General features: G+C 63.5%; 24 protein-coding genes. 12 read left to right on the top strand and 12 right to left on the bottom strand.

The genetic code is table 11. The features are described from left to right. Positions 1-168 precede the first annotated feature (168 nt). Entirely contained in the window at positions 169-780 is a 612-nt protein-coding gene (locus O3306_RS00185) for a (d)CMP kinase (protein WP_272001670.1), read from the bottom strand. Positions 781-1,035: 255 nt separating this feature from the next. Between O3306_RS00185 and O3306_RS00180 the strand changes: the two genes are divergently transcribed. Next, a complete protein-coding gene (locus tag O3306_RS00180) occupies positions 1,036-1,902 on the top strand; it encodes a branched-chain amino acid aminotransferase (RefSeq protein WP_272001668.1) in 867 nt (288 codons plus the stop codon). On the opposite strand, the gene O3306_RS00175 is transcribed toward O3306_RS00180, so the two are convergent. From O3306_RS00175 to O3306_RS00145, 7 genes are all read right to left on the bottom strand, one after another. Continuing rightward, positions 1,888-2,121 carry a hypothetical protein gene (locus tag O3306_RS00175; protein WP_272001666.1) on the bottom strand — a complete coding sequence of 78 codons (234 nt, stop codon included), beginning with the start codon at positions 2,119-2,121 and terminating at the stop codon, positions 1,888-1,890. The two genes, O3306_RS00180 and O3306_RS00175, sit on opposite strands and share 15 nt — an antisense overlap. 180 nt (positions 2,122-2,301) lie before the next feature. Then, positions 2,302-3,588 carry a crotonyl-CoA carboxylase/reductase gene (gene ccrA, locus O3306_RS00170; RefSeq protein ID WP_272001664.1) on the bottom strand — a complete coding sequence of 429 codons (1,287 nt, stop codon included), beginning with the start codon at positions 3,586-3,588 and terminating at the stop codon, positions 2,302-2,304. A 167-nt stretch (positions 3,589-3,755) separates the two neighbouring features. Further along, positions 3,756-5,126: a 1-acyl-sn-glycerol-3-phosphate acyltransferase gene (locus O3306_RS00165; RefSeq protein ID WP_272001662.1), complete on the bottom strand. Its 1,371-nt coding sequence runs from the start codon at positions 5,124-5,126 to the stop codon at positions 3,756-3,758. 195 nt (positions 5,127-5,321) lie between these two features. After that, a complete protein-coding gene (locus O3306_RS00160; RefSeq protein WP_272001661.1) occupies positions 5,322-6,107 on the bottom strand; it encodes a heme ABC transporter ATP-binding protein in 786 nt (261 codons plus the stop codon). Then, complete coding sequence (locus O3306_RS00155) at positions 6,104-7,168, bottom strand: FecCD family ABC transporter permease (RefSeq protein ID WP_272001659.1); 1,065 nt, start codon at positions 7,166-7,168, stop codon at positions 6,104-6,106. The genes O3306_RS00160 and O3306_RS00155 overlap by 4 nt, the downstream gene beginning before the upstream one ends. A gap of 4 nt (positions 7,169-7,172) precedes the next feature. Beyond that, positions 7,173-8,042 (bottom strand): heme/hemin ABC transporter substrate-binding protein, encoded by an 870-nt coding sequence (locus O3306_RS00150; protein WP_272001657.1) that lies wholly within the window; start codon positions 8,040-8,042, stop codon positions 7,173-7,175. Beyond that, positions 8,039-9,094 carry a hemin-degrading factor gene (locus O3306_RS00145; protein WP_272001655.1) on the bottom strand — a complete coding sequence of 352 codons (1,056 nt, stop codon included), beginning with the start codon at positions 9,092-9,094 and terminating at the stop codon, positions 8,039-8,041. Before O3306_RS00145 ends, O3306_RS00150 begins: the two co-directional genes overlap by 4 nt. Before the next feature lie 232 nt (positions 9,095-9,326). Here O3306_RS00145 and O3306_RS00140 point away from each other — a divergent pair, with 232 nt between their 5' ends. From O3306_RS00140 to O3306_RS00110, 7 genes are all read left to right on the top strand, one after another. Beyond that, positions 9,327-11,363 carry a TonB-dependent receptor domain-containing protein gene (locus tag O3306_RS00140; protein WP_272001653.1) on the top strand — a complete coding sequence of 679 codons (2,037 nt, stop codon included), beginning with the start codon at positions 9,327-9,329 and terminating at the stop codon, positions 11,361-11,363. A 9-nt stretch (positions 11,364-11,372) separates the two neighbouring features. Then, complete coding sequence (locus O3306_RS00135; RefSeq protein ID WP_272001651.1) at positions 11,373-11,792, top strand: hypothetical protein; 420 nt, start codon at positions 11,373-11,375, stop codon at positions 11,790-11,792. After that, positions 11,789-12,463: a MotA/TolQ/ExbB proton channel family protein gene (locus O3306_RS00130; RefSeq protein ID WP_272001649.1), complete on the top strand. Its 675-nt coding sequence runs from the start codon at positions 11,789-11,791 to the stop codon at positions 12,461-12,463. The genes O3306_RS00135 and O3306_RS00130 overlap by 4 nt, the downstream gene beginning before the upstream one ends. Further along, positions 12,453-12,836: an ExbD/TolR family protein gene (locus O3306_RS00125; protein ID WP_272001647.1), complete on the top strand. Its 384-nt coding sequence runs from the start codon at positions 12,453-12,455 to the stop codon at positions 12,834-12,836. The genes O3306_RS00130 and O3306_RS00125 overlap by 11 nt, the downstream gene beginning before the upstream one ends. Continuing rightward, entirely contained in the window at positions 12,833-13,219 is a 387-nt protein-coding gene (locus O3306_RS00120; RefSeq protein WP_272001645.1) for an ExbD/TolR family protein, read from the top strand. The genes O3306_RS00125 and O3306_RS00120 overlap by 4 nt, the downstream gene beginning before the upstream one ends. Then, positions 13,216-14,193, top strand: coding sequence for a TonB family protein (locus O3306_RS00115; RefSeq protein ID WP_272001643.1), 978 nt, complete (start codon positions 13,216-13,218; stop codon positions 14,191-14,193). Before O3306_RS00120 ends, O3306_RS00115 begins: the two co-directional genes overlap by 4 nt. A gap of 214 nt (positions 14,194-14,407) precedes the next feature. Next, on the top strand, positions 14,408-14,593 hold the full coding sequence (locus O3306_RS00110) for a PLD nuclease N-terminal domain-containing protein (protein ID WP_272001641.1): 186 nt from the start codon (positions 14,408-14,410) through the stop codon (positions 14,591-14,593). Positions 14,594-14,667: 74 nt separating this feature from the next. Here the strand turns inward: O3306_RS00110 and O3306_RS00105 are convergent, their stop codons facing one another. Continuing rightward, positions 14,668-14,904, bottom strand: coding sequence for a TFIIB-type zinc ribbon-containing protein (locus O3306_RS00105; protein WP_272001639.1), 237 nt, complete (start codon positions 14,902-14,904; stop codon positions 14,668-14,670). A gap of 164 nt (positions 14,905-15,068) precedes the next feature. Here O3306_RS00105 and O3306_RS00100 point away from each other — a divergent pair, with 164 nt between their 5' ends. The 4 genes from O3306_RS00100 to O3306_RS00085 are packed head-to-tail and all read left to right on the top strand — an operon-like array spanning position 15,069 to position 18,131. After that, a complete protein-coding gene (locus tag O3306_RS00100; RefSeq protein WP_272001637.1) occupies positions 15,069-16,115 on the top strand; it encodes a cobalt-precorrin-5B (C(1))-methyltransferase in 1,047 nt (348 codons plus the stop codon). Further along, a complete protein-coding gene (locus tag O3306_RS00095; protein ID WP_272001635.1) occupies positions 16,112-16,840 on the top strand; it encodes a cobalt-precorrin-6A reductase in 729 nt (242 codons plus the stop codon). Before O3306_RS00100 ends, O3306_RS00095 begins: the two co-directional genes overlap by 4 nt. Further along, positions 16,837-17,466: a DNA-3-methyladenine glycosylase family protein gene (locus O3306_RS00090; RefSeq protein ID WP_272001633.1), complete on the top strand. Its 630-nt coding sequence runs from the start codon at positions 16,837-16,839 to the stop codon at positions 17,464-17,466. Before O3306_RS00095 ends, O3306_RS00090 begins: the two co-directional genes overlap by 4 nt. Further along, positions 17,463-18,131, top strand: coding sequence for an alpha/beta hydrolase (locus O3306_RS00085; RefSeq protein ID WP_272001631.1), 669 nt, complete (start codon positions 17,463-17,465; stop codon positions 18,129-18,131). The genes O3306_RS00090 and O3306_RS00085 overlap by 4 nt, the downstream gene beginning before the upstream one ends. A gap of 66 nt (positions 18,132-18,197) precedes the next feature. Here O3306_RS00085 and O3306_RS00080 read toward each other — a convergent pair whose 3' ends face one another. From O3306_RS00080 to cobA, 3 genes are read right to left on the bottom strand one after another with little or no spacing between them, the layout of a single operon-like run. Then, a complete protein-coding gene (locus O3306_RS00080; protein ID WP_272001629.1) occupies positions 18,198-19,421 on the bottom strand; it encodes an MFS transporter in 1,224 nt (407 codons plus the stop codon). A 43-nt stretch (positions 19,422-19,464) separates the two neighbouring features. After that, positions 19,465-20,730: a cobyrinate a,c-diamide synthase gene (locus tag O3306_RS00075; RefSeq protein ID WP_272001627.1), complete on the bottom strand. Its 1,266-nt coding sequence runs from the start codon at positions 20,728-20,730 to the stop codon at positions 19,465-19,467. Beyond that, positions 20,727-21,578 carry a uroporphyrinogen-III C-methyltransferase gene (gene cobA, locus O3306_RS00070; protein WP_272001624.1) on the bottom strand — a complete coding sequence of 284 codons (852 nt, stop codon included), beginning with the start codon at positions 21,576-21,578 and terminating at the stop codon, positions 20,727-20,729. Before cobA ends, O3306_RS00075 begins: the two co-directional genes overlap by 4 nt. Positions 21,579-21,743 lie beyond the last annotated feature (165 nt).

Here is a 21,743-nt window from a genome sequence, read left to right as displayed (position 1 = left end):
TTTCGTTGGTCCGGCAATTCGCAAAACAAAGAGGGCCGGAGTATCCCGACCCTGCTCGCACTCATATGTTCTGCGGTTGTTGATCACCGTGCTGACAGGCGCGCGTATACGCCAGCCAGAGCGCGGGATCAAGCCCTGCAAGGTGTAATGCGTCTGTGCAAAGCCGTTTCAGGCCTGGCGTTTCTTCTCTACTTCGGCAATGGCGGCCGCGACGGCCTCTTCGATGCTCAATCGCGAGGTGTCGAGATGCACCGCGTCGGGGGCCGGTTTCAGCGGGGCGGTCGCACGGGCGCTGTCGCGGGCATCGCGCTGGCGCAGGTCATCGAGCACTTCATCATAGGTGATGTCGTGGCCTTTTCCGGTCAGTTCGATGTGGCGACGCGCGGCGCGGACATCGTCGGAGGCGGTGACGTAGAGTTTGACCTCGGCGTCGGGGCAGATCACCGTGCCGATGTCGCGCCCGTCAAGCACCGCACCGCCAGCGCGGCGGGCAAAGGCGCGCTGGAAATCTATCAGCGCCTGGCGCACCTGCGGGATCGCGGCCACGCGACTGGCGGCCTGGGCGATCTCGGGGCTGCGCAGATCGTCCGCGTCCAGATCGCTGGCCTGTAGTTCGGTCGCCGCAGTCACCGGGTCGACGCCATCCATCGTGCGGCGCCCGGTGGCGCGGTAAAGCAGGCCGGTATCGAGATGGGCAAAGCCGAAATGCGCGGCCACGCGCCGGGCCACGGTTCCCTTGCCCGCAGCGGCGGGGCCATCAATTGCGATCGTGAATGCCATGTTGTCTCCCGGAGCTGGTGGCCTTCTTGCTATGGCATGGGCGGCCAAGGCTCAAGAGGCGGCAGCGCCGTATGGCCGCCGGGGCACGGGATCTGGGCAAGTGATGACCGAGGAAAGCCGGGCGCGCGGGAAGGGTGTGAGAACCCGCCTGGAAGTGGCTTCGTGGCATCCCGATACACACATGGGCGCGTGCCGGATAACGCTCTGGACGGTTTTGGCCGACGGGCTTAGGGTGCGCCAAAAGAAAGGCACAACATGGCAGTAGGCAAGAATATCCGAACCTATTTCGAAGGCAATTGGCATGACGGCGATGTGCCGGTCATCCGGTCGGCGGATCACGGGGCTTGGCTTGGGTCGAACGTGTTCGACGGGGCGCGCTTCGTGAATGGGCTGACGCCCGACCTCGACCTGCATTGCGCGCGGGTCAACCGGTCCGCCGAGGCGCTGATGATGACTCCCACGGTTGCGGCCGAGGACATGGTTGCATTGATCAAGGACGGGCTGCGCGCCTATGCGCCGGATGCGGCCGTCTATATTCGGCCGATGTACTGGGCAGCGGACGGCGATTATTCGGCCATCGTGCCGAACGCGGACAGCGCGCGCTTTGCCGTGGCGCTGGAGGAGATCCCGATGCCGCCGGCGGATGCCGCCACGACGCTGACGCGCACCCGGTTCCGGCGGCCGACGCTGGACAGCGCGGTGGTGAACGCCAAGGCCGCCTGTCTCTATCCCAACAACGCACGCATGTTGGCCGAGGCGCGCGCCAAGGGGTTCGGCAATGCGCTGGTTGCCGATGCGCTGGGAAATGTTGCAGAGACAGCGACCGCGAACGTGTTCATGGTGCGGGGCGGCGAAGTGTTCACGCCGGTGGCCAACGGCACGTTCCTGTCGGGAATCACTCGCGCGCGCCATATCACCAACATGCGCCGCGAGGGCATGACCGTGCATGAAACTGTGCTGACATTTGCCGATTTCGAAGAAGCGGACGAAGTTTTCCTGTCGGGGAACATGACCAAGGTCACGCCGGTGACAGCGTTCGATTCGCGCAACTATCAGGTTGGGCCTGTCACCCGGGCAGTGCGCGAGATGTATTGGGACTGGGCCGCGTCAGACGGGGCCTGACCGGGAAGCCTTTCTCAACGGCGCCTTCTTGAGGCGAGACGCGGCCATCCCGTCGGTCGCGTCATTGCCCGGCCGGTCTGTCACCGCGGCGAGCGAGGCCAGTTCCACCGTGGCGAGCAGCCGGGTCTGATCAAGCTGCTCGGCGAGCGCGTCAAGATCGTTCTGCTGTGCGAAGGCACGCAGGTCGGTCAGGATTTCGAGTATCCAGTGGTTGTCCATCTGCGCCCCCCGTGACTCTGTCGGTCAATGCATTTTGCTGTTTCTCACGGGGATAAAAGGCAAAACGGTTTAATGGACGGTTAACTGGCGGCATTGATGCCCGCATGCGGCAGGCAAAGAAACGCCCGCGGAACGGTGTGCCGTTTCGCGGGCGATCATTCGCAAGTCGGGAGCGATGGCTTAGCTGCGGGCTTCCAGCACATCCTCGACCGTGCGCAGGCCGGTCTTCGGGGCCTGCACCAGCACCGACATGTTGCCGGGCTTGTGCTCGTTGCGCAGCATTTTCATGTGGGCTTTGGGCAGGTCGTCCCAGCTGAACACCTCTGACATGCACGGATCAAGACGGCGTTCCAGCATCAGCTTGTTGGCACTGGCGGCCTGCTTGAGATGGGCAAAGTGGCTGCCCTGCACGCGTTTCTGGTGCATCCACAAGTACCGTACGTCGAAGGTACAGTTGAACCCGGTGGTGCCTGCGCAGATGACGACCATGCCGCCCTTCTTGCAGACCAGCGTGGAGACCGGGAACGTTGCCTCGCCGGGATGTTCGAACACCATGTCGACATTGTTGCCCTTGCCGGTGATGTCCCAGATCGCCTTTCCGAACTTGCGGGCTTCCTTGAACCATTCGGCATATTCGGGCGTGTTGACCGTGGGCAGTTGCCCCCAGCATTTGAAATCCTTGCGGTTGATCACACCCTTGGCGCCCAGATCCATCACGAACTGGCGCTTGTCCTCGTCCGAGATGACACCGATCGCGTTGGCGCCTGCAGTATTGATCAGCTGGATCGCGTAAGAACCGAGACCACCGGAGGCGCCCCAGACCAGCACGTTCTGGCCGGGTTTCAGGTCATGCGGTTCGTGACCGAACAGCATCCGGTAGGCGGTGGCCAGCGTCAGGGTGTAGCAGGCCGATTCCTCCCATGTCAGATGCTTCGGGCGCGGCATGAGCTGCTGTGCCTGAACGCGGGTGAACTGGCTGAAACTGCCATCGGGGGTCTCGTAGCCCCAGATCCGCTGGCTGGTGGAATACATCGGATCGCCGCCGTTGCATTCCTCGTCGTCGCCGTCGTCCTGATTGCAATGCACCACGACCTCGTCGCCGACCTTCCAGCGCTTCACCTTGTCGCCCACGGCCCAGACGATGCCTGACGCATCGGAGCCGGCGATATGGTAGGGCTGCTTGTGGCCGTCGAACGGGCTGATCGGCAGGCCAAGCGCGGCCCACACGCCGTTATAGTTGACGCCTGCGGCCATCACCAGAACCAGCACCTCGTTGCTGTCCAGCGTTGGCACATCGACGACTTCGATCTGCATCGCGGTATCCGGTTCGCCGTGGCGCTCGCGGCGGATCGCCCATGCGTACATCTGTTTGGGCACATAGCCCATCGGAGGCATTTCGCCCATTTCGTAGAGGTCTTTTTCCGGCGCGTCGTATTCAGCGATCCCGGGTTCGGTGTCCAGAGCCATGATCAGCCTCCCTCATGTCGTTGCGTATCGGGCGTAAGCCGCAGTTTTCAGTGTTTCGCCGCAATGCAGAATCGCGGGATGTTTCCCTGAGATACTGAGGTGAGCGCAACAATGCAATGCCCCGAGGGGGCGGTTTGGTAATTTTATGACCCAGCGACTGCAGCAATTCACTTTGCAGTCGCAGCATCCTCGGGGAAGAAATGCGCGATTGAATTGGCGTAGAAGCCCAACAGCGGGCGTTCGGCTTCGACCGCCTGCCAGCCATCGCCGATTTTCTCGATCAACTGGCGCTGCTCCAGCAAAAGGCGGGCGTGACTGATCGCGCCTGGCAGCGCATCGCCAGAGACCAGCGGTGTATTGGACTTAGCCTCGCGCGCGGCCTGCATGGCGGCGGCCTGAATGCCGGCGGTGTCCAGCGGCCCGTCCGCCCGCAACATCACGCGCGCCAGCATCGGGACAGAAAGCAACGGCATGGCGTCCTTGATCCGATTCATCAGGTCGGTGCCCAGCGCCTCCACAGAGGGTGCCGCGCCATACTCGCTCAGCTTCACCGGTTCGGCAAAGACCACGGCGGCAACGCCGAAACGCTGAAACCGGCCGCGCCACCGCTGCCAGATCATCTTGAGCATGAACCGCACGATGACCGACATCCGGGCCCGAAAACGCCGGTCGCCACGCGTGCCGGCGGCGACCAGCACGCGGTCCTCCAGCACCCGGTCATAGTTTATCGCGACGGGTACAAAGACCACATCCCGCCCGCCGGGTTCCCACGCCTCGACCACATGGGACAGCAGGCCCAGCTTGGGCGGTCGGGTCACCCCGTCGACGCTGAGCCCGCCTTCGGGAAAGATCGCCTGGGTCACGCCGCCTTGCGTCGCCATCTGAACATAGCGCGCCAACACCGTGCGGTAGAGCCCGCCGCGCGCGCGCCGACGGATGAAATAGGCGCCCATCGACTTGATCAGGCGGCTGAGCGGCCAGACCTGCGCCCATTCGCCCACCGCATAGCTGAGCGCCGAGGCTCGGGCCACCAGCGTCGTCACCAGAACGTAATCCATGTTGCTGCGGTGGTTCATGATGAAGATGACCGTCGCGTCCTTCTCGATCCGCTCCAGCATGGCGGTGTTCATCGGCCCTGTGCGTATGGAAAACAGCGCCCGTGCCAGCCAGTTGGCCAGCCTCGTGCCAAAGCTGAAATAGGCGAATGCGCTGAAGCTGGGGACGATTTCGCGCGCATAGTAGCGCGCTTTCTGAAACGCGACATCCTCGCGCACATTGTTGCGCCGCGCATAGTCCACGATGGCCTGAGTGACCTGCGGATCGTAGATCAGCCGCTGGATCATGTCGTGGCGGCGGGCCAGCTTGAATGGCTCGATGGGGCGGGTCAGCTTGGTATTGAGCTTGGCCACCGCGCGTTCCAGCCTGCGGCGAAAGAACCAGCGCACCGAAGGAAACAGGAAATGCGAGGCAAAGGTCACGGCGGCGAAGGCCAGCAGTAACAGCAACGCCCAGAGCGGCATTTCGACCTTCGATGTCATCTGCGCCTCTTGTGCCCCGCGTTCTGTCAGCAAATATAGGCTGCGAGGGCCTTGGGCAACCACGATGACCCGAATCCCGGCCGCGATGGCAGGCCGGGCGGGCGCGGTTTTTTGCGGGAGCGGTGACGCTATGCGGTTGCAGCCACTGCACTGAAGGCAGGCACCGCCGCGTGGGACGCCGATTTGCGCCGCCGGTCAGAGCGCAATCGCAAGGTGCGGCAGAACAAAGCTCTGACCCGCATCCGGGGCAGTGTTGACCTTCAATGCACAGCCATAGGCCTTCGACAAAACATCATTCTGGATGACCTCGTGAGGCGAGCCGGAGATCAGAAGCGTGCCGCCCGTGATCATGGCGATCCGATCTGCGAACATGGCAGACAGGTTGAGGTCATGCATGACGGCGACCACGCCACCACCACGCGCGGCGTAATCCTTCATCAATTGCATGACGAGAAGCTGATGGCCGATGTCGAGGCTCGCCACGGGTTCGTCCAGCAGCAGCCAGCGGGGGGAACCATCGACGATGGGCTGCCAGACCTGGCACAAGACACGGGCCAATTGGGCGCGCTGTTGTTCGCCCCCGGACAATTCCTGGTAAAAGCGTTCGCCATAGCCGTCGAGCCCGACCGCATCCAGCGCGCGCGCAGGTATATCCCCACGCCCGCCCGAGATGCCGGCCATCAGCCCCATGCGCACGACTTCGATCACCGTGAACGGAAAGGCCAGCGTTGCGGCCTGCGGCAACACGCCCCGCATGGCTGCAAGCTCCCACGGTTTCAGCGTCGCGGTGTCCTGTCCGTTCAGCATGACCTTGCCGGTAAAATCAACTTCGTCGGTGATCGCCCTTAGCAGCGTCGATTTACCCGATCCGTTCGGGCCGACGATGGCCGTGATCTGCCCCGCATGGGCGGTGAAGTCGATTCCGTGCAGGATCTGCTTCTTGCCGATACTTGCATGGATGTTGCGTGCTTCGAGCGTCATAGGTCCACCAATCCGCGCCTGCGTAGCAGGATCCACAAGAACACCGGCGCGCCCAGAATTGCAGTAACGATGCCGATGGGAAGCTCGGCCGGGGCGATGATGACGCGGCTGATCACGTCCGCGATCAGCAGCAAACTGGCCCCCAGCAGGGCCGCATTGATCAAGAGCGGCTCATGATCCGGCCCTGTCGACAGGCGGAGCAGATGCGGTACGATGATACCGATGAAACCGATACCGCCCGAGACCGCGACAGCCGCCCCGGTAGCTGCCGCCACCACCAGTACCGACGTGTTTTTCACCCGTTGAACCGGGATGCCCATATGCGATGCGGTCGCTTCGCCGAAAGCCAGACCGTTTAGGCCGTGCGCGATGGTCGTTGCAATGGCGATGGCTATCAGGATGATCGGACCCGCGATCAGTGTCTTGGTCCATGTTGCCCCGGCGAGCGAGCCAAGCCCCCAGAAGGTCAGATCGCGCAATTGGGCGTCATTCGCCACGTAGATCAGGATGCCGGACAGTGCCGCCGCCAGCGCGGCCAGCGCGATGCCCGCCAGCAGCATCGTGGCGACCGATGTGCGCCCACGCCGTGTCGAAACGCGGTAAAGCGCGATCGTCGCGGTCCAGCAGCCCAGGAACGCCGCGAGCGGAACCAGCCAGAAACCAACCGCCGCCATCAGGCCCAGAGGTAAAAAACCACCCAGCACGATCGCAGTGATGGCGCCCAAGCTGGCACCGGCGGTCACGCCGACAATACCGGGGTCTGCCAGTGGATTGCGGAAAAGGCCCTGCATCACCGCGCCGGATACCGCAAGCGACGCGCCGACACAGATGCCAAGGATCATTCGCGGCAGGCGGATATCCCACAGCACGACCTGCTCCATCCGGTCGAGTTGCTGGCCTGATGCCAGCTTTTGCAACGCGCCCCAGAGCGAGGTGCCGGATGCGCCGGTGGCAAGGCTGGCGATGCTGATCATCACGAGCAACAACGCCAGCCAGAGATGCGCGCGCCGCGCCCGCCCCCGACGATCCCGAGGCATGTCGATATCGGAAATCACCGCCATGCGTTCAGCCGCCGTAAAGCGCGCGGCTGAGATCGGCGACCGCGTCGGCAGTGCGCGGTCCGAACCCCAGCAGGTAAAGCCCATCCATCCGGATCACAGCACGAGACTTTGCGGCAGGGGTCGACGCAATGACCGGCATTTGCAGCAACTCTTCGACCGAGCTGTCATGATCGCCCTCGCGTTCCATCATCAAAATCGCATCGGGTGCGGCGGCGATCACCGCCTCATCGGTCAATGGCTTGTATCCATCGAACGCCGTCACGGCATTTTCGGCTCCGGCCAATTCGATCATCGCTGCCGCCGCGGTGTTTCTGCCGGACGCCATGATGCGGCCGCCCTGCGTGCTCAGGACAAAAAGGACCCGCTTTTTATCCTGGGCCGCTTTCTCCTCGGAGGCTTGCTGCACCTCGGTCAACCGGCGGTGCAAATCATCGGCAAGGGCCGTCGCACTGGCCTCTTCCCCGATGGCCTTGCCCACGGCGATGATCTTGGCGCGGATGCCGGACGCGGAAAAATCATCCGGCACCGTGACGAAGGGGATGTTGGCCCCCTCCAGAACGGCGATGGTCTCGATCGGCCCGGCGCCACCTTCTGCGATGATCAGCTCAGGATCGACCGACAGAACACCTTCGGCCGACAGCGCGCGCATATAGCCGACATCCGGCAGCGCCATGACCTCGGGCGGGTAGTTGGATGTCGTATCGCGCGCGACCAGACGGTCGCCCGCACCCAGCGCGTGGATGATTTCGGTGACGGACCCGCCGATAGACACGATACTGTCCGGCTTGCCTTCGGCGAGTGCTGGCATCGCTGCCGCCATGAACAGCGCACATGATACGATGCGCAGGCCTGTCCTGATCCGCAAACGGGTCATGCAGGCACCTGTGTATTCAGCCCTTCAAGGCTCGCTACCAGCTTGCCCCACTCGGCGCGGCTGTCGCGGCCTTCCAGCCCGACGCCAAAGAACTGTGCGATCAGGCCGCCCTCGGCATTGAACGCCTCGACTGACACGGCAGGGCCACGCTGCGTCGGCTTTTCGACGGCCCAAACCTCGGCAATGTGATCAAGGCGAAGATGCAGGTTGAACCGTGGGTCGAGCACGTTCTGCCACGGCCCCATCGCCTTTAATGTTTCAACAGGGCCGGAGTGGATCTGGATGCAGCCGCGATTGCCGGTGAAAACCATGATCTCCATCCCGCTCCCCGCGACGCGGTGCAGCATCTGATCGACCGTTTCAGGCGCAAGCGCGCGGACAAAGGGGGCACCGGCGATGCGATAGGCACCAAGTCGGTTCATCTTGAGCTTGGAGGTCAGGCGCATGAATTGATGGGTGTCCGTCATCCGCGCCCATTCCTTGCGCAGGATGTCCAACTTGGACAGGTCGGCCTTCGGGGGCTCGTCAGGCTTGCGCTCGGACACGGCCAGTGTCTGGGCCTGATCGGCAAGGCGCAGTTCGGTCCTGGCCTGTTCCCACGCCGCAAGGTCAGAGCTCTCGCGCAGGAAAATCTTGTGGACCGCATCGCCAGCGGCATCGAACACCTGAAGGCTGCGGCGGATGCCGTTATCGGTTTCCTTTTCGACCATGTAGGCGTGGCACCAATGGCTGGGGAAAATCCGCAGGTCGATATCCCCGTTCAGAACCATCGCGGCATGATTGCCCGAGCGGTAGTTGTCATAGACGCCCACCTTTTCGTTCACGCAGGATGGATTGCGGGTCAGCGCCATGACCTCGCCCAAGGTTTGCGCGGCACCGATCACCTTGTCGGGGTGCGCCTCCACGCGGGTGACCCCCTCACCGCAATAGGCGGCGATCAACTGGGCTTCGCTGATCTTCAGCTTATCCGCCAGATCGCGCTCGCGCATGTTCGGATTTTCGGTCCGAAACGCGCGGATATGATCTGGGCTGGGGGAATCGGATTGGGTCATAGTCATACAGCACCTCTGGCCATGTCATTGATGTGGGGGGGGGGCTGGCGAGGTGCGGAAATGCACGCGGCTGGCAAAAGGTAAGTAAAATACTAAACCTTTATTGTTGACAGTTTTAGTATGACTTTTTAGAAGCTGCAAGAACGCCATGCAAATTGGCGCGAAAAAGTTTCAATGCCCTCGCCAGCTACCCGCAAGCATCCGGCACACAGTTACGCTTGCGAGGATATTCATGACCACCGCCGCCCGAACACGTGCTCTATTGATAGGCACCACAAGCCTGTCCATCCTGACATTCAACATCAGCGCGCCCCGCGCCCAAGAGGCCGCGGACGGTTTCCTTGGCACTTTGGTCCTGGGGGAAAGCAAGCGCGCCGTGCAGACGGACACCGCCGTTCCGATCACCGAGGTCGATCAGGAAGAGATCGACGACCGGCAGGCAGGCACGATCGCAGAACTGATCGATTCGGTCCCCGGTGTCAGCCTCGTGAACGGTTCGACCCCGCAGGGATCGGGCATCAACATCCGTGGTTACGGCGCCAACAGCACATTCGGTACCGATCAGAAAGTCTCGGTGCAAATTGATGGCGCGAGCGTCGGCGCGGAAAAACTCTATCGCATCGGCACGCAACTGTTCACCGACCCGCTGCTCTACAAATCGGTCAGCGTCATTCGCGGTACGGTGGGCAGTTTCGAATACGGCTCGGGGATCGTCGGCGGTGTGGTCCTGCTCGAAACCAAGGACGCCTCCGATTTTACCGGGGGCAAGGTCGGCTTTGCCGGTGGCCAGACGCTGGGATTCAGCAGCAATGGTGACGGCATCACGTCATCCACCGTGCTGGCATGGCAGCCGACAGAGGATTTGGAATTCCTGCTGAACTACACATGGCGCGATCAGGACAACCAGACCGACGGCAATGGCACCCCCATTGGCAACAGTGCCTTCACGCTGCCATCCGGCCTGATCAAGGCGAAATACACCTTTGGCGAGGATCGTGAACATTCGCTTACCTTCAGCCTGTCCCGAACGACCTCCAGCGAAAATGACGTGCCGTTCGACACCTTTACCACCACAGCCGGTGCATTCGGCAATGTGGACCGCGATACGGAGTCCACCACCGCAGTGCTCAGCTACAATTTCAACCCGCTGGAAAACGATCTGGTGGATCTCGACGTTGTGCTTTCCTACGCGGACCAGCAGATCGACCAGAGCTACGTTGCCGGCAGTTCGCCCCTTGAAGGGACGCCCGCCGGAGCCGGGCTGCTGCCGCTGGTGAATTCCGACCACCGGTATGAAACCACCAAGCTGACCCTGAAGAATACCAGCCTCTTCCAGACCGGCCTGATCGGGCACGAGTTGCGCACCGGGCTGGAATTTGCACGCCGCACGCGGCGCAATGCCAACAGTACCCCCGGCGGCGAAGACAACCGCGTGGCGGTGTTTGCGGTCGACGAAATGCGCATCGGTGATGCGTGGACCATCACGCCGGCGTTGCGCTACGAGTCCTCGAAGATCAAAGGCTCCACCGCGCCGAACAACGGCACCTTCAAAAAGGATGCGCTCATGGGCGGGCTGTCCGTCCGCTATGCCTTTGGCAACGGACTGGCCGTATTCGGCAGCGCCGCTTACACCGAAGGGCTGCCCATCATCGACGATCTGGGCACAGCCGCCTTTGTCACCCAGTCGGAAAAGTCGCGCACCTACGAGCTGGGCGCATCCTTCCAGCGCAACGATGTGTTCAGCAGTGGCGACACGCTCGCCCTCAAGGGCACGTTCTACAAGACCAAGCTTTGGGATGTGACGAGCTATACGCTTGCCGGGGTGCGTCCACCCGCGCCGGCACTGGACAAGATCGAAACCGAAGGTCTGGAAATCGAAGTCTCCTACGCGCTGGAAAGCGGTCTCTACATGGACCTGAACGCCAACGTCGTGAACGGAACTGAATACGCGCCCGGTGCCGCGCCGATGGATTGGCGCAATTTGCCGGCAGACAGCGTGCAGCTCACCCTGGGCAAGAAATTTGGCGAGGAACTGGACGTCAGTTGGGAGACTGTAGCCAACAGGTCGATCAACACCGGCACCACGTCCTCGTCCGGTTTCGCCGTTCACAACCTGCGCGCCACCTATGTGCCGCAGAGCGGCGTGCTGAAGGATACCCAGATCCGTGTCGGCATCGAGAACGTGTTCGATCGTGACTACACCCCGCATCTGTCCACGCGCCCGGCGCCGGGCCGCAATTTCAAGCTCACACTGTCCCGAACTTTCTGAGGCTTCGCCATGCGCACGTCAAAACATCTGATCGCAGCCCTATCGCTTGTCTGTTCACAGGCGACGGCGCAGGAAACCCAGCCGCTCTTGTCGGTAGAGCTTAACGCGCAGGAGACAACAGAGGCCGGCTGCCTGCTGAGCTTCATGGTCAGGAATGGACATGCGCAGGAGATCGAGAACGTCGTGTTCGAGACCGTATTGTTCAACACGGCAGGCCAGGTCGATCGACTGACGCTTCTCGACTTTGGCAGCTTTCCCCCGAACAGGCCAAGGGTCCGGCAGTTTCTGGTAGACGGGTTGGCCTGTGATGCGCTGGGGCAGGTGCTGATCAACGGGGCGAGTAGCTGCAAGGTCGCCGGCACGGACAGCCCTATATGTGACAATTCGCTCGGGCTGAGCAGTCGCACCGGCACGGAGTTGACGGGATGAACATGCTGCAAACCCTCCGGCAGGCATTCGGTCAGGTGCTTGACCTTGGCGGCCCCGTCGTCGCTGTGCTGATCGCGGTGTCCATCCTGACCACCGGTGTGATCCTCTACAAGATATGGCAGTTCCAACAAGCTGGCGTCGGGCGCCACAAAGCCTTGCAAGGTGCGGTGGAGGCTTGGGATCAGGGCGATCGCGCAGCGGCGGCTGTGCGGTTGGATGCAAGCACCAGCTATCTCGCGCCGACCTTTCGCATGGCGATGGCGCATCGCAATACATCCGACATTCGCGCGCGGGTAGAGGCCGAGGCCGAGGCGTGCTTTGCCCTTCTTGAACGCGGCTTTCGTCTGCTTGATTCTGTGGCGCAACTGGCGCCGCTGCTGGGGCTTTTTGGCACCGTTCTGGGCATGATCGAAGCCTTTCAGTCTCTGCAGGCCGCCGGAAGTCAGGTTGATCCGTCGCTGCTCGCAGGCGGTATCTGGGTTGCTCTTTTGACGACGGCCGTCGGTCTTGGCGTCGCCATGCCGACATCAGTGGTCCTGTCGTGGCTGGAAAGCCGGATGGCCTCCGAACGGATCCTGGCCGAGCGGGGACTGGCCGCAATCCTGACCCCGACCGGGGCAACCAGCACGCAAGAACGCGTGATCGGCCAGCCTGCCGCCCATGGCGCTTAGACCCGGATACCGCCGCCGCGCGCTTTCGATGACGTCGTTGATCGACGTCATCTTTCTGCTGCTCCTGTTTTTCATGTTGTCCTCGACCTTTTCAAAATTTGCCGAAGTCGAACTGGCGGGAACAGGCTCGCAGGGCGCGGCCACGGAAGACCGGATGCTGTTTTTGCAAGTCACGCCCGATACGCTTCGCCTGAACACTGCGCATCTGGGCATCGAGTCGCTTTCCACGCGGCTGGCAGAACTGGTGACTGACGGAGAAGCCAAGCTGCTGCTCAGCATTTCCGGCGATGTCACGTCGCAGCGCCTGACCGACGTGCTGGTGATCCTGCGCGCTCAGCCAAAGCTCGCCCTCAGCATTCTGGCGCCGACATGAGACGCCCCGCTGCCCGTCGCCGCCAGGAACCGACGATCGCCCTGATCAATATCGTGTTTCTGATGTTGGTGTTTTTCATGATCGCCGGCACGCTCTCGCCGCCCATGGACCGCGATATCTCGTTGGTCGAAACTGAGACGCTGGAAGGGCGCGAACCGCCCGATGCGTTGGTCATCGACAAGACTGGCGAGCTGCGCCATCGCGGCGTCGTCCTGACTTCTGTCGCGGCGTATCTTGATCGGCCGGACCATCGCTCTCGCGGTATTGTGCGCCTGATGCCTGACCGCGACTTGCCAGCCGCCGAATTGCTGCGCATCTCGGCGAAACTCCGTGCGGCGGGTGCGGAAAAGATCCTGATCTCGACCGAAAGGGCGCTGCGATGATCGCCCGATCCCGGTTGGTTTTCTCGGTTGTCCTGCTGGCCTCCTCTGCCTTGCATCTGGGGGCGATGACCCTGATATGGTCCGAGCCGTCTGTGCGCCTTGAGGGCGGCGCGCAGGTTGCCGAGACGTCCCTTGGGTCAAGTTTTGCCGACCTCGCACAAGGTGTTCAGCAGCCAACGGAAGCGGTGCAAGAGGTCACTCAGCCGGTGAAATCTGCGGCGTTGACCCCGGCCAAGCCCACCGTGCAAGAGGTCGCGCAGCCTGCGAAACCTGCGACAGTCGCCCCGAGCAGGCCCAGCGATGTATTGACATCTGAAGCGGTTTCGCAGTCGTCGCCAACTGTTGCAACTGCAATATCGCCCGCCAGTTCAACGGACGTGATTGCGGCATCCCGTGCCACCGACCGGGTCAACCCCGAGATGGCTCCTTCTCCAACAGAACAGGAAGCCGCACCCACCAAGACAACTGCGCAACCTGTTCCGGCTGAAACCGTGGTTGCTGCGATGCCGGAAGCCCCGACCGCGTCGGTCAGGCCCAAAATGCGGGCTGAAAAGCGCTCCGATCCGCCACAAGCCAAACCTGTGGCAAAACCCGCCAAGCCAAAGGGAAACGCCAGCCGGAATGCCAAGGCCGGAGCGCAGACCGGAAAAGCTGCAAAACCTTCCCAAACCAGCCAGCCAGGTAAGGCAAAAACGCGCAAGGCCGAAGGGAACGCAGCGGCGTCCAATTACCCCGGACAGGTCATGCGGCGTCTGTCCCGCGTGCCGCGCCCGCGCAGCTCAGTACGTGGCGTTGCCGTGGTGAAATTCACGATTGCCGGAAATGGCCAGCTGGCAAATGCAACCATCGCCCGCTCGTCCGGCTCTGCCGCCTTGGACCGCGCGGCCCTGGCGATGGTGCGCAAAGCGCAGCCTTTTCCGCCGCCACCTTCGGGAGCGCGCCGAAACTATACGATCAACATCAAAGGCAAGTAACGCCTACGCGCATGATCAGGCGCGGCGGGATTTGTTGCTGCAAAATCCGAGGTTCGGCGGTCAGACCTGCGGCTTGTGTCGCTCGGGCAGGCCATGAGCCTCGGCGCGCAATTGGGCTGCCGCCGATCATTGTGCGCCTCGGTATTGCTCCGGAACTTTTCAGGTCCTCGCCGGTTAATTCTGCAGAACACCCGAAAGACAGGAGAACAACGTCATGGAATATGGTCTGTTTGGATTACTGATCCTGATCGCCGACCTTTACGCGATCTACCAGGTGCTGACATCGGGCACATCAACTGCGGCCAAGGTCGTCTGGACGCTGGCGATTCTGGTGCTGCCGATACTCGGCTTCATCGCGTGGCTGCTTGCAGGGCCGCGTGGCCGAGCTGTCCGAGCCTGAACCACAGGGCTGAAGATCGAAACGAAAGGGCGCGCAAGTCGCGCCCTTTCGGCTTGTGCAGTCCTGTGCGCGGATCAGAAATCAAACAGCTCTTCCAGGAATCCGCCGCGCTTTTTCTTCTTTTGCTCGGCATCCGTCGTGTCGCAGTCCGGGTCCGGGGGGGCGACGGGCGCAGCCAGGATCGAGCGTTCGATGATCTTTTCCAGCTCGCCGCGGTCCAGCCAGACGCCGCGACAGCTTGGGCAGTAATCAATCTCGACCCCCGAGCGGCCGGTCATAACAAGCGGGGTGCCGTCATTCGGGCAAATCATCGAAGGTCTCCTATGGCGGGTTGTGTTAGCCATGATGTGGGCATGATCCTTGGGCGGGGCAACTCCGTCGGCGCCCTCTGGCCTGCGGCAGAAGCTCTCACCGATGACAGCCGCGCGTTTTCGCGATTGCCTGCCCCCCTGTCGGCCCTATGATCACGCGGGCGATGACCCGGAAACCCGACACCCCCCTGCGCCGCGGCTGGACAACCGGGGCCTGTGCCACCGCCGCCACCCGTGCGGCGCTGATGATGCTTTGGGGCGAGGGTGTGCCAAGTTCGGTGCGCATCACTCTGCCCAAGGGGGAACGGCCAAGCTTCGACATCTGCCATACTGCGCAGGGAGATGGCTGGGCCGAGGCGGGCGTGATCAAGGATGCAGGCGACGACCCGGACGTGACGCATGGCGCGATGATCATCGCGCGGGTCGCGGCCTCTGGCGGCGGCGTCACCTTTCGCGCGGGCGCAGGCGTCGGAACCGTGACCATGCCCGGCCTGCCGATCCCGCCCGGAGAGCCGGCCATCAACCCGGTCCCGCGCGAAATGCTGCGCGGAACGGTGGCGGAAATGGCCGCGCGGCTGGGCCAGAAGCCCGATATCGAGATCACAATATCCGTGCCCGGCGGAGAGGCGCTGGCGCAGAAGACGTGGAATCCACGGCTGGGGATCAGGGGCGGGCTGTCGATTCTGGGCACCACGGGGATCGTGCGGCCCTTCTCCTGCGCGGCCTGGATCGCGTCGATCCACCGGGGCATCGACGTGGCGCGCGCTGACGGTCTGACCCATGTGGCGGGCTGCACCGGGGCCACCAGCGAGCGCGTGGTGCAGGGCCTCTATGGCCTGCCCGATCACGCAATGCTGGACATGGGCGATTTCGCGGGCGGGCTGCTGAAATACTTGGCCCGGCACCCGTTGCCGCAGATCACCATCGGTGGCGGCATTGGCAAGATGACCAAACTGGCACAGGGCGCGCGCGATCTGCACTCGGGGCGTAGCCAGGTGGATTTCGAGGCGCTGGCCCGCGACATCGGGATGCCGCGGCTGGCGCAGGCGAATACGGCGCTTGAGGCGTATGAATTGGCGGGTGCGGCAATGGCCGGCTGGGTTGCGGAGAATGCGTTGTTGGCAGTGCGTGCCATGCTGCCTGACAACGTGCGCGCCGATACCGTGGTGATCGACCGGGCGGGCGCCATTCTGGCGCGGGCAGACGCATGACTCTGTTGTTGCTGGCCGGCACTTCTGAGGCAAAGGAACTGGCGCAGGCGCTGGCCCGGCACGGCGTGACTGCCATCGCCTCGCTGGCGGGGGCCACGCGTGCGCCCCGCGATCTGGCATTGCCGACGCGGCATGGCGGGTTTGGTGGCGATGCGGGCTTTGCCGCGTATCTGGAGACAGAGAAGATCACCGCAGTCGTCGATGCCACCCATCCCTTTGCCGCCCGGATCACCGACCGTACCGCGCGCATCTGTGCCGCACGCGGGCTGCCCTACTGCCTGTTGCTGCGTCCCGGCTGGCACCCGGAGCCGGGCGACCGCTGGACCAATATCGACCGCGAAGAAGACGCGGCAAAGCATATCGCCGAAGACGAGAGCGTGTTTCTGGCGACCGGACGGCAGACGCTGGCGCAGTTTGCCAACCTTGCGCCGCGTCGGGTCTGGTGCCGTCAAATCGATCCGCCGCAAGAAGAGTTCCCCTTTGAAAACGGCCAGTTTCTGGTCGGCCGCCCACCGTTTTCGGTCGAGGACGAGATCGCGCTTTTCACCCGGCTGGGGGTCGATTGGCTGGTGGTCAAGAACGCTGGCGGTGCGGCCTCGCGCACCAAGCTGACGGCGGCACGCGCGCTGGGCATCCCGGTTCTGATGCTGCGCCGTCCGGCACCGCCGGACGCCCCGCGCGTCAGCACGGTGTCGCAGGCGCTGGACTGGGTTCTGGCGCTATGATCGGGCGGATCATCGAAACGGACGCAGACGTGCATGAAGGCGCCGAGGCGCTCTGCCGGATATGCCCGCGATTGAAAATGGCCTATGCGCAGACCGGCGCGCTGCCACTGCGGCGCAGACCCGACGGTTTCGCGGAATTGCTCAGCGCGATCATCAGCCAGCAGGTCAGCACGGCCTCCGCTGCCGCGATCTGGGCCCGGATGCAGGACATGCATCTGACCACCCAGCCAGAGATTGCCGCCGCCAGCGAGGACGATCTGCGCGCGGCGGGCCTCAGCCGTCAGAAGATCCGCTATGCCCATGCGCTGGCGGTTGCGGGTATCGACTTTGCGGCCCTGCGCGCCACGCCGACGGATGACGTGATCAAGACACTGACGGCGGTGCCCGGCATCGGCCCGTGGACGGCCGAGATCTATGCGATGTTCAGCCTCGGGCGGGCCGATGTCTTTGCCCCGGGCGATCTGGCCCTGCAAGAGGCGGCGCGCGTTCTGTACGATTTGCCAGAGCGTCCGCGCGAGCGCGCCTTTCGCCAGATGGCCGAGGCGTGGGCCCCTTGGAGATCGGTTGCCGCACGTTTGCTTTGGGCCTACTACCGGGTGGACAAGAAAAGAGAAGGGATCAGATGACGCGCGTATTGCAATCAGGCCGCAAGGAACCGCATTCGGGCACGACACGTTCGATCGTGGTGTTTCTGCACGGTTACGGTGCCAACGGGGCGGACCTTTTGGGGTTGGCCGATCCGCTGGGCGAACACCTGCCAGATACTCTTTTCGTGGCGCCGGACGCGCCGGAAAACGTGCCGGGCATGCCGACGGGCTTTCAATGGTTCCCGATCCCATGGATCGACGGATCGAGCGAGGAAGAGAGCGAGCGCGGCCTGTTATCAGCCGCCAATGATCTCAATGCCTTTCTTGATGCGCTGATGGTGGACGAGGACGTGCTGCCCGAGCAGGTCGTGCTGTTCGGCTTTTCCCAAGGCACCATGATGGCGCTGCATGTGGCACCCCGCCGCGAGGACGAAGTGGCCGGAATCGTCGCCTTTTCGGGTCGTTTGCTGCGTCCCGAACTGCTGGAGGACGAGGTGGTCAGCCGCCCGCCGGTGCTGCTGGTGCATGGTGACGCGGATGACGTGGTGCCGCCGCAATCTCTGCCACAGGCCGCCGAGGCCCTGCAAGGTGCCGGGTGGACCGATGTCTATGCCCATGTGATGAAGGGCACCGGCCACGGTATCGCGCCCGACGGGTTGCAGGTGGCACTGGCCTTCATGGCAGACAAACTGGGGCTGGGATAAATCGTTTCGCGAAAACCTGATACGCAGGTTTTCGCGAAACCCTTTCGGGCGGCGGCGCGCGTTGGTTTACGCGGTCTCTTTGGGCCGCATCATGAGCCAGATCAGCGCCCCGCCCGCCAGCGCCAGAAGCGGTATCATCGCGAGGTTCACGGCGGTCCAACCGGTCTGCGCGTCCCCGCCAGAACAGTTCATCAGCCCGCCCGACGCCAGCGACGCAACCGTGACGCCGCCAAACACCAGCAGGTCGTTCAGCCCCTGCATGCGGCCGCGTTCATTTGGCTCATGTGCGCCCGCCAGCATCGAGGTTGCGCCGATGAAGCCGAAATTCCAGCCAAGGCCGAGCAGGATAAGCGCGATAAAGAAATTCTCGACCTCGATACCGCTCAGCGCCACAAAGCCCGCTGCACCGAGGATCACCAGCCCCGTCGCGACGATTTTTTCCACCCCGAAGCGGGCGATCAGATGCCCGGTGAAGAAGGATGGTGCGAACATCGCCAGCACATGGCCGGTGACCACGTCTGCCGCGACATTGGCGCCGTAACCGCAGCCGACCACGGCCAGCGGGGTCGAGGTCATCACCAGGTTCATCAGCGAATAGGACACCATGGCGCAGATCACTGCGACCGCGATACGCGGGGTCTTGAGCAGTTCCAGCCGGGTGCGGCCCTTGGGACTGTCGGCGTGGGGCGGCACCGGTTTGGGGATGTCGATAAAGAAAAACAGGGTCGAACCGACGATGTTGAGAGCGATCACCGCAAGGTAGGTGCCGAGGAAGGTCACGACCATCGCGTCGGCTGTCAGCTTGACCAGTTGCGGGCCGATCACCGCGCTCACCAGCCCGCCGGCCATCACGTAGGAAATCGCCTTGGGCCGGAAAGCATCGCTTGCGGTGTCGACGGCGGCAAAGCGGTAGAACCCTTGCGCTGACATGTAGCCGCCGGACAGGAAACTGCCCAGAAGGAAGATCGGGAACGAAGCGACATAAAGACCGTATGCCCCGATAAGCGCACCGAGGCCGCCCGCGGCCGTGCCGACGAAGAACCCCGCGCGGCGGCCGTATTTCTGCATCAAGGCCGAAACCGGCGTGGCCGAAAGCATCGATCCCAGGACCAGCAGCGATATCGGCAGCGTCGCAAAACAGACGTTGGACGCCAACGATTGCCCGGCCAGCCCCGCGACGACGAAGATCATCGGCATCTGCGCGCCAAGGAAAGCCTGCGCCATCACCAGCACCGCCACGTTGCGGCGGGCACGGGTATCATCATGCTGGGCGAGGCTGGTTTCAGTCATGGCGAGCGTGCTAGCCCTCTGCGGCGACCTTAGCAAGCCCTGTTCAGGCGGCGTCGATCACATGTGCGAAAGAGCCGCTGACATGCCCGTTGCGCAATCCCATATCGGGCAGCGCGTTGCCTTCGGCGTCGCGAGCGGCAAAGAGCGGCTCTCCGCGTGCGGTCACTGTCGTTGCATAGTGGAACTCGTGACCCGTCAAGGCAGCGCCAAATGGGCCGCCGAGCGGTGTCAGCTGCCGGTAGCCCAGATGCAGCTTGCGCCGGGCAAAGGATGTCTCCAGCCCGAGCAGCCCGGCCATCGCATGGGCTGTGCCATCCGCATCGGTCAAACCTTGCCCGAGTACCATGTAACCGCCGCATTCGGCGTAGATCGTGGTCGTGTCGGCGGCACGGCGCAGGCTGTCCATGAAAGTGTGGTTTGCCGCCAGCCGCCCCGCGTGCAGTTCGGGATAGCCGCCGGGCAGGTAGATGAAATCGGCCTCGGGCACGGGCTGATCGGCAAGCGGAGAGAAGAACCGCAGTTCCGCACCCGCACTGTGCCAATCCGCCAACAGATGCGGATAGGCAAAGGCAAAGGCCAGATCGCGGGCAACCGCGATGCGCTGGCCGGGCGGGGGCATATGCCGCGCCGTGCCGGGCGCGGGCAGGGGGGCGGCTAGGGCCATCAACGCTTCCACGTCCAGTGAGGTCTCCAGCGCGTCGGCGGCGGCTTCCAGAAACGTCTCCAGCGCGGGATGTTCGCCTGCCTGCACCAGCCCAAGATGGCGCGAGGGCTGCACCAGTGCCGGATTGCGGTGCAGCGCCGCCAGCACTGGCAGGCCCAGAGGCGCCAGCGCGCGGCGCAGCATTGCTTCGTGCCGGTCGGAGCCGACATTGTTGAGGATCACGGCCGCCACGCGTACGTCAGCGGCAAACCCGGCAAAGCCCGCAACTAGTGGGGCCACCGAACCGGCCATGCGGCCTGCATCCACCACCAGCACCACCGGCAGACGCAGGATGCGCGCCAGATCGGCCACCGCGCCGCGCCCGTCGGGCGGCGCCCCGTCAAACAGACCCATCGCGCCTTCGATCAGCAATGTCCCATCGCCTGCCACAAGGGCGCGGATACGCGCCGGCGTCATCGCCCATGCGTCAAGGTTCAGGCAAGGCTGGCCACTTGCGGCGGCGTGAAATGCCGGGTCGATATAGTCCGGGCCGGACTTGGCGCTGCGCACGGCCATGCCCTGACGCCGCAACAGGCGCAGCAATCCCAATGTCACGGTTGTCTTGCCCGCGCCCGATGCGGGCGCGGCGATGATGAGCCCGCTCAAGACGCCTCGGCGGGGTGCCCCCGGCCCAGCGGGTCGGTGTTGCGCGGCGGATCTCCCGCCATCATGCCCTGCCAGTCCAGCACCTGTCGCATCAAGACAGAGCGCCCGACGCACAGGATCGCGGGCGGCTCCAGCCCGCTGGCGGCGATGTCGGCAGGCATGCGCGCCAATGTGGTTTCCAGCACCTGCTGCTGGTCGGTGGTGGCCGAGCAGACAACGGCGCAAGGCTCGTCCCCGGGGCGGCCCGCATCCAGCAAGGCGCGGCTGATCTGGTCGACATGCTTCATGCCCATGTAGATCACCAACACCTGGCTACCATCTGCGATCGCCTTCCAGTTCAGCGAAGAGGGCGTGTTGCCCGACTGATCATGGCCGGTCACGAAGGTCACGGATTGGTTCACGTCGCGATGGGTGACGGGAATGCCCGCATAGGCCAGCCCGCCGATGCCCGCGCTGATGCCGGGGATGATCCGCACCGGCACGCCGTGTTGCACCAAGGTTTGCGCCTCTTCACCGCCCCGGCCAAAGACGAAAGGATCACCGCCCTTGAGGCGCAGCACGCGTTTGCCAGCGCGGCTGAGATCGACAAGCCGGAGCGAGATATCGCGCTGCACCGCTGACGGCTTGCCGCCGCGCTTGCCAGCATAGATGTGTTCGGCCTGCGGTGCCCAATCCAGGATCGTCTTCTGGACCAGTGCATCATAGATCACCACATCCGCCTGTCGCAGCGCGTTGAGCGCGTGCAGGGTGAGCAGGCCCGGATCGCCGGGACCGGCACCGCATAGCCACACCCAGCCGGGTTCCAGTTCAGGCCATTGGCCACGGGGAAAGGGGATCGAGTCGGTCATCGTTTCTATATGGCGATATTTTGGCCGCGCGAAAAGGCTGTACGCGACCGGTTACCACCCCGCCAGCGACATCGGCGTTCGCACGGGCGCATCGCGACAGGGGCACTGTCAGGGCAGAGGCCGCGAGGGCGCGACGCTGTTCCGAATGACCGGGGGGGATTGGAA

Source organism: Roseovarius sp. ZX-A-9, assembly GCF_028369135.1.
Classification (GTDB): Bacteria; Pseudomonadota; Alphaproteobacteria; order Rhodobacterales; family Rhodobacteraceae; genus Roseovarius.
The sequence above is the reverse complement of the archived record's forward strand: the minus strand, read 5'-3'. Positions and strand labels throughout refer to the sequence as shown.